We start from the raw sequence: 11,400 nt of genomic DNA on the forward strand, positions 1-11,400 counted from the left end.
GTCAGGAAAGGCTGCGTGCATCGGGCGAGGCGCCAGCGCCGGTATCGGCGACGGTCGGCCGGGCCGGACGCGCCCGGCGCACCAACAGGGTCGCGGTGGCGATCGACGCCAGGGCGACCAGCGCATGGCCGCCCCACATGCCGAGCACCACGCCGCTGGCGCCGAACCGCTCGGCCCCCGCCAGCACGAAGGGCACCGTGCCCACCGAGGCGCGCAGCCAGGAGAAGAGGGTGATCCACCAGGCCCGGTCGAGGGTGATGAACACCGAGACGGCGATGAAGTCGAGGCCGATCACCAGCCAGGCGCCGGCCCCGACACGGCACAGCGTCTCGAACAGTGCCCGGGCCGGCGCGGAGAGCACGAATGCCTCGGCCAGCGCTGGCGCCGCCACCAGCAGCACCGCCCAGACGACGAGGCCGTGCACCACGACCAGCCTGACCGCCGCCATCACCGAGGCCCGGCCCGGGCCCGGATCGTCCCCGAGCAGATGGCGCGAGAACACCGGCACCAGCGCGCTCGGCAGCGCGAAGTAGAGGCAGTAGGCGACCTGCAGCACCCGATCCATCAGCGCCATGCCGGCCATGGCGGACACGCCGAACGCGGCCAGCTGGCCCAGCATGAAGGTGATGGCGAGCGGCATGGCCAGGTTCCCCAGCGTGTAGGGCAGGCTGATGCGGACGATCCGGCGGGCGAACCCCGCCATGGCGCGCCGATGGAGCTTGAGGTGCAGCCGCATCGCCAGGCCGACGCGCCGCTTCACCACCCACAGCCCCGCCGCGCCGCCGGCCGCGGCGGCCAGCAGCCCCGCCGTCCCGGCGCCCGGCAGCGCGAGATCCAGGCCGAGGATCAGCAGCGGGTCCAGCACGGCGAGCGTGCCGGCCGCCACCAGCAGCACGGCGAGCGCCCGGCGGCTGTCGCCCAGCGCCCGCAGCAGCTGCGCGCAGGCCTGGGTCAGCGCCATCGCCACCGACGACGCCAGCATCAGCCACAGGAAGGGCCGCGTCCCGCCGCCCGAGGCGGACGCGTCGCCCAGCCAGCCGACGATGGGATCGAGGAAGCGCCACTCGACGAGCGCCACCGCCCCGGACACGCCCACCGCGACGACCAGCAGCTGCGCGGCCAGGGCCGGCACCAGCCGCGTGCCGCCGGCCTCGACGCGCCGGGTGATGACGCGCCCGCCGGCCACGACGATGCCCGTCACCACGATGGAATTGATGAACATCAGCGTCTTGGCCACGCCCACGGCGGCGAGCATCGCCTCGTCGTGGAGCCGCGACACATAGGTAAGCGTCAGGATGTCGGTAAGGAACAACGCCAGCAGGCTCAGCGCGCTGGTGATGGACATCTCGAGCACGTCGCGGCCGATCGAGGCTCGCAGCTCGGGGGGAGAATCGTTCATGCGCAGGCGGACACGAAAGGAGGAAGCCGGTCGGCGAGCCCGGACCGTCTGCGACGCCGCGCCGGGTCGCCGCGCGAGGGCGCGATGATAGCAAGTTTCGCCGCCGCGACGCACGGCACCCCGACGACGACACCCCATCCAGCCGGTCGAACAGGAGGCGGGGCTGGAAGAGACCCGACACTATCTGGCGCTTCGTGAGGACAAGGACGACGATGAAACACTGAACCGCTTCCGAGACTGGTTCCTGGCCCAGGTCCAGGACTGAGACGCCACCCCATCACCGACGTCACGACATCCGGAAAGGTCAACGGGCCGCGTTCACACAGCGCCACGCGCTCGGCGTCTGCCCCTGCCAGCGCCGGAAGTGGCGGCTGAACTGGGCGCCGTCGGCGAAGCCGCACTGCAAGGCGACATCGGTGATCGAGGCATCGCTGGCGATCAGCAGCCGCTCGGCCTGCGCCAGCCGCTGCCGGGTGAGCCACTGCCAGGGCGTCAGGCCGGTGATCCCGGAGAGACTGCGGCGCAACTGCCGCTCGGAAAGATGCGCGGCTTCGGCCAGGGTGGCCAGGCTCCAGGGAGCGGCCAGGTCGGCCTCGACGACGCGAGTCAGCCGCGCCAGGTTGAAACGCGGCCCTGCCAGCAGCGGCGCGTCCGCCATCCGCGCCAGCAGGCCTTGATCGTTTCCACCCTGCACTTCCGCCACGGGAAGCTTCAGGAAGCGAATCCGCTCGAACAGCGCATCCAGGGCATCATCGCCCACTGCCATGTCCAGCACACGGCAGCGGTTGGCCGCCTCGATACCCAGATAATGGTGTGTGGCACCGGCGGGTATCACGCAGACGCTACCGGGCACCACGGCCGCCCCACGCCCTTCGACTTCCACGTCGACCCTGCCGGCCAGACCGACCAGCAACTGGTGGAAGCCATGGGTATCGCTGAGACACTCCAGCGGATAGGAGCGCTCCTCGCCACTTGCCACACCCACCATATCGGTCCCCCTGCCGGACAGCCATCGACGATGCCAGTATGCCGACGCGCCGGCATATCGTCGACGCCGTCCGGCTCGTTATACTCGCACCACAGTATGTGACATATACGCCGCCCCGAAACCTTGCGGGACCCGGGACCATCACGAAGGAGAGAAGGATGTTCGACAAACTCATGGCCGCGGTGGGCATCGGCAACGCCCGCGTGGACACCATGCTCGACAGTGACACCGCCGAGGCGGGCGGCGTCCTCAAGGGCGAAATCCATATTCATGGCGGCGAAGTGAGTCAGGATCTGGATGCCCTGGTACTGGATCTGGCCAGCGAAGCCATCAAGGAAGTCGACGACAAGAAAGTTCATCTGCCGCACTCCTGGGCGACATTGCGCCTCTCGGAGGCGATGACCATCGAGCCCGGCGAGCATCGTACCCTGCCCTTCGAACTGCCCCTGCCGCTGCTCTCCCCGCTATCGGTGGGCCGACAACATCCCAAGACCTGGGTAGCCACCCGGGCGGATATCGCCATGGCGCTGGACCCCCGCGACAAGGATCCGCTGCGCATTCTGCCAGGCCCCGTGCAGCGCGCCGTCTTCGAGGCCATGGAACAACTCGGCTTGGCGATGATCTCCGCCCCGCTTGAGTTGTCACGCAAGAATCCCGCCACCGGCTGCCTTCAGGAATTCGAGTTCAAGCCCACCGCGGGGAGCCACTTCAAGCATCTGGACGAGGCGGAAATTGCCTTCCTGCCCCCGTCTCGCGGCGGCGAGGGGCTGGACCTGCTGATCCAGCGCGACACGCGTGCCACCGGGCTCGGTTCATTGCTCTCCGAGATGGCCGGGACCGACGAGCGTTTCACGCGCCTCCCCCTCGAGGGCAATGAGACGACCGAAACGCTACGCCAAAAACTGGAGAGCGTCCTCACCTGACCTCGCTCATCGCCGGGTCAGACGGGGTTCCGCCAGACCCGGCGTTGCCACCTCGAGCGCCAGCAGGCTGCCCGCCAGCGGGTGTCGACGAAGCGCCTCTTCGTCCATGTCCTGGGTCGCGGTGGTGATATAGAGGGTTCGCAGATCGGCACCGCCGAAGGCCACCATCGTCGGGTTCGGGCACGGCACGGGGTATTGCGCCACGAGTCGCCCCTCGGGATCGAAACGCGCCACCTGGCCGCCGCCGTACAGCGCACTCCAATAGTGGCCGTCGCGGTCCACCGCGGCGCCGTCGGGCACGCCGGGCAAGTCGTGTGCCGCCAGGTCGACCCAGACCTCGCCTACGCCGATCTCGCCGGTCGCGGCATCGAAAGCATGGCGCATTACCTGGCGCGACGGTGAATCCGTGTGGTACAGCCAGCGACCATCCGGGCTGAACGCCAGGCCATTGGAAATGCGCAGCTCGAGCTTGGTGGCGACCAGGCGCTCATCTTCGAGACGGTACAGGGAGGCACCTCCCGACTCGGGATTCAGGGTACCGACCCAGAAGCGCCCTGCCGGATCGCAACGCCCATCGTTGAAGCGGTTGCCCTGGTCGCGGCCCCATTCGGGGTTGGGCGTCCCCAGCTCCCGGCGCTCGCCGGACGGCAGCGCCAGGTGCGTCAAGCCGGGAGCGGTGGCCACCAGCAGCCCCTCTCCGGTCAGTGCCACGCAACCGATCGTATGCTCGAAATCGTGCCGCCGCGGCGCTTGCCGGGAATCCGGCGACCAGGCATAGACATGGCCGCGATTGATATCGACCCAGTACAACACTTGGTCCTCGGCGGACCAGACCGGGCTCTCGCCCAGGCTCATGTCGAGCTCGAAGGCGACGTCCACGACATTCACTGGCGTTGTCATCGTTCTATCCATTCATCTCACCAAAAGTGACGCGATTATCCTTGCTCGGCAGCGCACCATCCAGGCCGCCCCCGACGACAAAAAACCACCCCGGCGTCATCAACGTCGGGGTGGGCACTTGATCCAGGAACCAGGCACTGTCCGAAACTAGGCGCGGCTGCGTCTCGTCTGCTTCCAGCGATCAAACAGCACCGCCAGCAGCAGGATGGCGCCACGTACCAGATACTGATAGAAGGTCGGCACGTTGAGCAGCCCCATGGCGTTCTGCACGCAGCCCATGATCAGCACCCCGACCAGCACGCCGGTGATCGAGGCGATCCCGCCGGAAAGCGCCACGCCGCCGAGCACACAGGCCGAGATCACGGCCAGCTCCAGGCCCAGCGAGGTGTTGGGGTCACCCAGCCCCATGCGCGAGGTCAGCAGGACCCCGGCGATGCCCGCGACCACGCCTTGCAGCCCGAAGACGATGATCTTCAGGCGCCGCACGTTGACCCCCGCCAGCGCCGCGGCTTCGGCATTGCCGCCGGTGGCAAGCACGTTGCGGCCGAAGGAGGTCATGTTGAGCAGCACGCCGAAGACCACGAAGCAGCCGATCATGGTCCACACCGGCAGGGTGAGGCCGAGGAAGGAGGCGCTGCCAAGCTCGAAGAAGGCCGGCACGGTGATCATCACCGCATCGCCACCCGACGTGATGTAGGCCAGCCCACGCACGAACTCCATGGCCGCCAGGGTGGCGATCAACGAATTGATGCCGAAACGCGCCACCACGAAGCCGTTGAAGGCACCCACCGCACCGCCGGCGGCCACGCCGCCCAGCACACCGATCACCACGCTACCGGAGGCAGAGGTAACCACGGCGGCCACCACCCCGGCGAAGGCCACGATCGAGGCAACCGACAGATCGACCTCGCCGAGTGCCAGCACCATCATCATGGTGGTGGAAATGGTACCGATCAGGGTTACCGACAGCAGCAGCCCGACCATGTTGCGACCGGTCAGGAAGTCGGGAATCATCACCGACAGCCCGATGAACAGCAGCGCGAAGATGGCAAACAGGCCCGAGGTGTCCAGCAGAGTGCGCAATGGCTTGGCCAGCCCCTGGCGTCCCTCGGGAAGGGGCGATTGGACACTATCGCCCTGGGCAGTCTTTTGGGTTGTCATGGAAGTCTCTCTCCAGCGTTATTCTCGTCAAGGGCCTCAGGCCGGCAGCGCCAGGCCCAGCAAGCGTTCCGGCGTGGCCTCGTCACGGGGCACGATGTCGACCAGCTCGCCGTCGCGCATCACACCGATGCGGTCACAGATGGCGCTGATCTCCGCCAGGTCGCTGGAGATCACCACCACGCCCTTGTTGTCCTCGGCCAGGTCGTACAACAGCGAGTAGATGTCGCGGCGGGCGCCGACATCGATACCGCGCGTCGGCTCGTCCATGACGAACAGTTCGATGCGTTCCGATAGCCAGCGCCCCAGGATCACCTTCTGCTGGTTGCCGCCGGACAGGTTGCTGATGCGGGTACGCGGCCCCGGCGTCTTGATGCTGAGCCGAGAGATGTAATCCTCGGTATTGGCCAACTCGCGACGCGGGTTGCGGAAGCCACCAAACCGCTTGAAGAAGCGCCGGCAACTGATGTTGAGGTTGTCGGTCACGCTGGCGATGGGAAAGATGCCCTGGGACTTGCGGTCCTCGGGGCACATGGCGATGCCGGCGCGGATCGCCTCGCCCGGTGAAGCAAAACGCCGCGCTTGGCCGTCGATTCTCACCTGCCCCTCGTCCGGCGATTCAACGCCGCACACCAGCCGCATCAACTCGCTGCGCCCCGCGCCGACCAACCCGAACAGGCCGAACACCTCACCTCGGTGCACCGTGAAGTTGATCGGCGCATTCACGCCCCGCCCCCGCAGGCTGTCGACCTCCATCAGGACATCGCCAGTGGCACGCGGCCGGTAACCATAGACATCGTCGATGTCGCGACCGACCATCTCGCTGACCAGAGTGTCGTGATCGAGCTTCGCCATGCTCTCGTGGGTGCGGATATGCTTGCCATCGCGGAACACCGTCACGGCATCGCACATCTCGAACACCTCTTCCATGCGATGCGTGACATAGAGCACGACCCGCCCCTCGTCGCGCAGCCGCTGGACGATGCGCTTGAGCTGCCGGGTCTCCTGCACCGAGAGGCTGCTGGTGGGCTCGTCGAAGGCGATCACCCGGGCATCGCGCAGCAACGCCCGACCGATCTCGATCATCTGCTGCTGACCGATGGACAGATCGCGCACCTTGGTGGCGGGATGCACAGAGGTCTCGCCCAACTCGGCGAGAATCTCCCGGGCACGTGCGTAGAGTCGGCGGCGATCGAGCATGCCGCGTCGTTCCGGCAACTGGCCGAGCAGCAGGTTCTCCGCCACCGAAAGGTTCGGCGACAGGGTCAACTCCTGGTAGATGATGGCGATGCCCTCGGCCAGTGCCTCGCGGGCATTGGCGAAGACATGCCGCTCTCCGTCCAGCCAGAGGGCACCCTCGCTGACCCGATTGACCCCGCTCAGCACCTTGAGCAGGGTCGACTTGCCGGCACCGTTCTCCCCCATCAGGGCGTGTACCTCGCCGGCCCGGGCAGAGAAGCTCACCCCGTCCAGCGCCTTGACCCCGGGAAACTCGACCGTCACGTTCTCCACGCTCAGGTAGGCGTCGGCGGCTCCGCCGACGTCCTCCTGCGCGACCGCCGCGGCACTGTCAGAGACCGAGCTCATCGCGCACCGCCTCCCAGTTGTCACGGGTCATCAGAGTGCCGGTGGTTTCGGTATTGGCCTTCGGCTTCTCACCCTCGGTGACCCAGGTGTAGAGGTTCTCCGCCGTCTGACGGCCATGCATGGTGGAGCTGACCGCCACGGTACCGTGGAAGCCGGTCGGCTTCTCCCGGGAAAATTCGGCAAAGGCCGCGCCGGAACCATTGATACCGACCCCGATCACGTCCTCGGCGGTCAGGCCGTACTGCTCGGAAGCCCGCACGCCACCCAGTACGCTCTCCTCGTTGAGGGCGTAGATCACCCAATGCTCGTAATCGCCATTCTTGGAGAAGACCGGCGAAGCTGCCGAGAAAGCACTGGAGGTGTCGGTGTTCTGCTGGGGAGCATCCAGGATATTGTCTTCCTGGAAGCCACGCTCGAGCAGGGCCTTGGTGGCACCGTCGGTGCGTTCCTTGGCCGTGGGCAGTTCATAGTTGGTGATGCGCAACGCCGCGACCTCTTCGGGATCCCAGCCGCGGGCCTCCATCTCGTCGGCGATGGCATTGCCGACCTGCTGGCCGATCTTGTAGCCCGACATGCCGAGATGCGGCACCGACTCCATGGGCTCGCCATCGGCCTTGACGAAACGATCGTCCACGGTCACCACCTTCATGCCGTATTGCTCGGCACGATTCATGATGGCCGGCCCCAAGCGTACGTCGGGCGGGCAAATGACGAACCCCTGGGCCCCCTGCGAATTGAGATTGTCGATGGCGCTGAGCACCTCCTGGCCGTCTTCGCCGGCCAGCCTGACCACCTCGAAGCCTTTCTCTTCGCCCAGCCGGGTGGCGGCATCCTGTTCGTTGATGAACCAGGCCTGTTCGGGCTTCTTGACGATGAAGCCCAGCTTGACGTCGTCCTGAGCCTGCGTCAGTGGCGACAGGGCCAGGCAGACACCGAACGTGAGGGGAGCAAGGATGGGAAAACGGGACATGGACGTCTCTCCTTTCGCCCTGGGAGGGCACTTGTTGTTGTAACGTGTCATGGAAGATGTCTCCGGCCTTATCATGCCTAGTGCCGGATGAGCCTCTACCCTATGCTGTCGCAACATAACCATCCAATGCGCGTATAATCAGCGTTTGATATCAACTTATATATCACTTTCGCGACAAGGGCCGGACCACCGCGGCCGGCAGCATCACGGGGCGGGCCCCGCTGCGACTAAAGTGTGCCACCCAAGGCCAACGACGCATGCGACGACGCCCCGGTAGAGGGCCCTACCGGGGCGTCGATGGCTGAGGGAGTGAAGATTTGCCTCCAGCGTCTTGCTGGACAGCGCCTACCCCTTGACGCCCGAGGAGATCATCACCGCCTCCGTCACCTTCTTCTGAAAGATCAGGTAGGCAATCGCGACAGGTGCCGCACCAAGCAGAGCCACTGCCATGACCCTTGCGTAGCTGACGCCAAATGTATCCCTGACCTGGGTGATACCCACCGGAATCGTCATCATGTCTTCCGAGGTGATGACGAGAAAAGGCCAGAAGAACTGGTTCCATGCCATGATGAAGGTGATGATTGCCAGCGCAGTGGTAATCCCCCAATTGAGTGGCAGATAGACCTTGAACAAAAGCGTGTATTCTCCCCCTCCATCGAGCAGCACCGCCTCACGCATCTCCTTGGGCACGGCATCGAAGAACTGCTTGTAGACGATGATGACGACCGGAACGATGAGCTGCGGCAGTATGATACCCGCCCAGGTGTTGACAAGCCCCATATCGTTCATCAGTACGAACTGGGTGACAACGAGTGCCTGGGTGGGAATCATGAAGCTGGCCATCACCACCCCATAGAGTATCCGACGGCCGGGAAAGCGCATCTGCGAAAGCGCGTAGGCACACATCATCCCCGAGATGAGTACCAGTACGGTGATGATCAGTGAGGTCCCGATCGAGTTGACGTACCATGTCAGGATACTGGTATTGAAAATCGACTCGACATAAGCCGTCAGGTTGAACATGTCAGGCAGAATGCCGGCGTTCTCACTTACCACATGGTCTTCATCGCGAATCGATGTGACAAAGGCCCAATAAAGGGGAAAAATCCAGATCGCGGCACCAATCAGCGTAATCGCCAGAAGAATCTTGTTCTCGAGCCATCGTATACTCAGATTAGAACCCCACCTCTTGGACGTAGCCAGTGCCGTATCGGCACGTTCGCTGCCTTGCATCCTTTGCACATTCATTTACGCCCCCCCATTCTCAGAAGTTGAAACTGCAGAACCGAGACGACCATGATGACGACGAACAGCACCAGCGCCACCGCTGAAGCATAACCGCCGTTATTAAGCTGAAAGGCTTCGCGATAGACCATCATCAACAGGACATACGACGAATTGAATGGACCACCACCGCTCAGCAGATACACCTGATCGAACAACTTGAGCTGCAAGATCAACTGGAGCGTCATGACCAAGGCGGTAACCGGCCATAGCAAGGGCCAGGTCACTTTCATGAACAACTGACGTCGAGAGGCCCCATCAAGCGACGCGGCTTCATAGAGCTCCTTGGGAATATTGCGCAGCCCCGCGATAAACAGCAGAACATTGAAACCGTTGGTCCACCAGATAGTGACGACTGCAATTGTAGGCATTACCCATGCAGGCTGTTTAAAGACAGCCACCGGCTCACCGACAAAATACTCTATAACCGGTTGAAGGATGCCGAACTGAAAATCAAGCATCCATGCCCATATCTGGGTTACCACCGAGACTGGAAGAATATAAGGAAGAAAAAAAGTCGCCAGAACAAGTGCCTGCATCCTTCCCGACAGCCGATTGACAGCTATCGCGATAGCCAGAGCAATCACCGTCGTGGGAATGACCGTCAGAAGGACAAAATAGCCATTGTTCTTGAGTGACGTATAGAAGAGGTTGTCTGTCAGCAGTTGTCGGTAATTTTCCAACCCCACCCACTCACCGGAGCCGATCAACGGCGCATTGGTGAAGCTAAGCTCTACCACGCGGATCATGGGATAGAGAAACACAAGACCAAAGATCAGGACAAAGGGTGCAATGAGCGTCATCGCCACCGCAATGTGCCTGCGTCTATTTGTTATCATAGCCAATGTTAATACTCCCCTTGAGCTTCTGTTCCGCGCCATCAATGTCGGCGCGGAACACGCACCACACTCATTAGTCGCGCAATGATTGAAGCTCGCTCTTCATTTGCTCGGCAGCCTGCTCAGGCGAGAGAAAGCCATGAATCGCCGGCGCTATGTTGTTGAGCGCCGCATCATAGACCGGCGAGGCAACACCGGCGATACTGGAACGAGGATCATAAGCGGCAATATCCACGAGCGAGGAATAAGTGGCATTGGGCTCCATCTGTCGGAACTCATCGCTTTCAGCGACAGGCGTATAAGCTGGGATATGACCGGCACGAGCCCAATCAATGGCTTGCTTTTCCATCCAGCCAATAACCGTCATCACGGCTTCACGCTTTTCTTCCGACATCTTTTCGTCACCCTGGATGGGAATGGCGAAGGCATGGCTATCGGCCCATACCGCCTCTTCATCCAACAGGGTCGGTACCTGCACAGCACCCCATTCAAATCCAAGTGTTCCGGCCTTCTCCATATCGATCATTGTGGGTACCTCCCACACGCCATTGACCTGGAAAGCCGATTTACCCGATGTAAATAGTGCTACGGAAGCTTCATATTCGGCATTCTCGGGCTGGTAACCGTTATCCCCCCAGCCCTGCATGATCTCGATTGCCTGTACGGCCTTGTCGAAGTTGTCGCCGGGCAACACCTCACCGTTCTCGATGAAGGCTCCTCCTTGCTGGCTGAGAAGCGTATAGAACATGCGCCAGACACCGCCAGGCCCCCCGGTCTGATATGAGAGTGGAGGCTGTGCCCCATTGTCCTGAGCAACCTTCAAAGCGTTATTGAAGTCGTCGAGACTCTCGATGCCTGTTAGCTCTCCATCATCATCGAGATATTCGGTCCCCTCGAGATAGCTCTTGTTGTAGTAGAGAACCACCGAGTGGATATCAAAGGGGACGGCATACAATGTACCCTCTTCATCAGATGCCGCCTTTGACGCCCGCTCAAAGAAATCACCACGTGACAGGCCAGCGGTTTCGAGGTCCGAATCGGTAATCGGCGTCAGAACGCCTTCGGAAAGAGCTCGAGGCAGGCGAGAGAGGTGATAGGTCACTACATCCGGCCCTTGGCCCACTGCAGCGGCCGTACGTACCTTGGTATAGAATGGCACCCCCCATTCGGATGTCGTACCATTTATCGTAATATCGGGGTGCTCTTCATTGAACTGGTCGATCAATGCTTTCATCCTCACACCATCTCCACCAGCGAAGAAATCCCACCAAACGACTTCCGTTTCCGCCAGCACTGGAGATGCAATGGAAGATGCCGCCGCGGCAATCAATATGGATTTAAATACTTTCATA

Annotated in this window: 10 protein-coding genes; 1 reads left to right on the forward strand and 9 read right to left on the reverse strand. The window is 62.8% G+C overall.

The annotated features are described in order from the left end of the window. Position 1: 1 nt before the first annotated feature. Together HELO_RS09815 and HELO_RS09825 are read right to left on the reverse strand one after the other, a co-directional pair. Entirely contained in the window at positions 2–1,399 is a 1,398-nt protein-coding gene (locus tag HELO_RS09815) for an MATE family efflux transporter (RefSeq protein WP_109637656.1), read from the reverse strand. A 304-nt stretch (positions 1,400–1,703) separates the two neighbouring features. Continuing rightward, entirely contained in the window at positions 1,704–2,387 is a 684-nt protein-coding gene (locus tag HELO_RS09825; RefSeq protein ID WP_013332538.1) for a helix-turn-helix transcriptional regulator, read from the reverse strand. A 158-nt stretch (positions 2,388–2,545) separates the two neighbouring features. Here HELO_RS09825 and HELO_RS09830 point away from each other — a divergent pair, with 158 nt between their 5' ends. Next, positions 2,546–3,310 carry a sporulation protein gene (locus HELO_RS09830; protein ID WP_013332539.1) on the forward strand — a complete coding sequence of 255 codons (765 nt, stop codon included), beginning with the start codon at positions 2,546–2,548 and terminating at the stop codon, positions 3,308–3,310. Positions 3,311–3,316: 6 nt separating this feature from the next. Here the strand turns inward: HELO_RS09830 and HELO_RS09835 are convergent, their stop codons facing one another. The 7 genes from HELO_RS09835 to HELO_RS09865 all read right to left on the reverse strand — a co-directional run bounded on the left by HELO_RS09835 (position 3,317) and on the right by HELO_RS09865 (position 11,399). After that, a complete protein-coding gene (locus HELO_RS09835; protein ID WP_041602066.1) occupies positions 3,317–4,210 on the reverse strand; it encodes an SMP-30/gluconolactonase/LRE family protein in 894 nt (297 codons plus the stop codon). A 147-nt stretch (positions 4,211–4,357) separates the two neighbouring features. Next, entirely contained in the window at positions 4,358–5,371 is a 1,014-nt protein-coding gene (gene araH / locus HELO_RS09840) for an L-arabinose ABC transporter permease AraH (protein WP_013332541.1), read from the reverse strand. Between the two features lie 36 nt (positions 5,372–5,407). After that, positions 5,408–6,955 (reverse strand): L-arabinose ABC transporter ATP-binding protein AraG, encoded by a 1,548-nt coding sequence (gene araG, locus HELO_RS09845; protein ID WP_013332542.1) that lies wholly within the window; start codon positions 6,953–6,955, stop codon positions 5,408–5,410. Then, the gene (locus HELO_RS09850) at positions 6,939–7,925 is read right to left on the reverse strand and encodes an arabinose ABC transporter substrate-binding protein (RefSeq protein WP_049786214.1); all 987 of its coding nucleotides are present in this window, start codon (positions 7,923–7,925) and stop codon (positions 6,939–6,941) included. The genes araG and HELO_RS09850 overlap by 17 nt, the downstream gene beginning before the upstream one ends. A gap of 345 nt (positions 7,926–8,270) precedes the next feature. After that, entirely contained in the window at positions 8,271–9,158 is an 888-nt protein-coding gene (locus tag HELO_RS09855) for a carbohydrate ABC transporter permease (RefSeq protein ID WP_198410703.1), read from the reverse strand. Positions 9,159–9,169: 11 nt separating this feature from the next. After that, positions 9,170–10,012, reverse strand: coding sequence for a carbohydrate ABC transporter permease (locus HELO_RS09860; protein ID WP_223248600.1), 843 nt, complete (start codon positions 10,010–10,012; stop codon positions 9,170–9,172). Positions 10,013–10,121: 109 nt separating this feature from the next. Further along, a complete protein-coding gene (locus HELO_RS09865; RefSeq protein ID WP_013332546.1) occupies positions 10,122–11,399 on the reverse strand; it encodes an extracellular solute-binding protein in 1,278 nt (425 codons plus the stop codon). Position 11,400: the final 1 nt, after the last annotated feature.

Origin of the sequence: Halomonas elongata DSM 2581, assembly GCF_000196875.2 — a bacterium.
GTDB classification, from domain to species: Bacteria; Pseudomonadota; Gammaproteobacteria; order Pseudomonadales; family Halomonadaceae; genus Halomonas; species Halomonas elongata.

Bases quoted from the DNA above. Each gene is read 5' to 3' on its own strand.
- HELO_RS09815 (WP_109637656.1), bottom strand. From the start codon at position 1,399: ATGAACGATTCTCCCCCCGAGCTGCGAGCCTCGATCGGCCGCGACGTG.
- HELO_RS09825 (WP_013332538.1), bottom strand. From the start codon at position 2,387: ATGGTGGGTGTGGCAAGTGGCGAGGAGCGCTCCTATCCGCTGGAGTGT.
- HELO_RS09830 (WP_013332539.1), top strand. From the start codon at position 2,546: ATGTTCGACAAACTCATGGCCGCGGTGGGCATCGGCAACGCCCGCGTG.
- HELO_RS09835 (WP_041602066.1), bottom strand. From the start codon at position 4,210: ATGACAACGCCAGTGAATGTCGTGGACGTCGCCTTCGAGCTCGACATG.
- araH (WP_013332541.1), bottom strand. From the start codon at position 5,371: ATGACAACCCAAAAGACTGCCCAGGGCGATAGTGTCCAATCGCCCCTT.
- araG (WP_013332542.1), bottom strand. From the start codon at position 6,955: ATGAGCTCGGTCTCTGACAGTGCCGCGGCGGTCGCGCAGGAGGACGTC.
- HELO_RS09850 (WP_049786214.1), bottom strand. From the start codon at position 7,925: ATGTCCCGTTTTCCCATCCTTGCTCCCCTCACGTTCGGTGTCTGCCTG.
- HELO_RS09855 (WP_198410703.1), bottom strand. From the start codon at position 9,158: ATGCAAGGCAGCGAACGTGCCGATACGGCACTGGCTACGTCCAAGAGG.
- HELO_RS09860 (WP_223248600.1), bottom strand. From the start codon at position 10,012: ATGACGCTCATTGCACCCTTTGTCCTGATCTTTGGTCTTGTGTTTCTC.
- HELO_RS09865 (WP_013332546.1), bottom strand. From the start codon at position 11,399: ATGAAAGTATTTAAATCCATATTGATTGCCGCGGCGGCATCTTCCATT.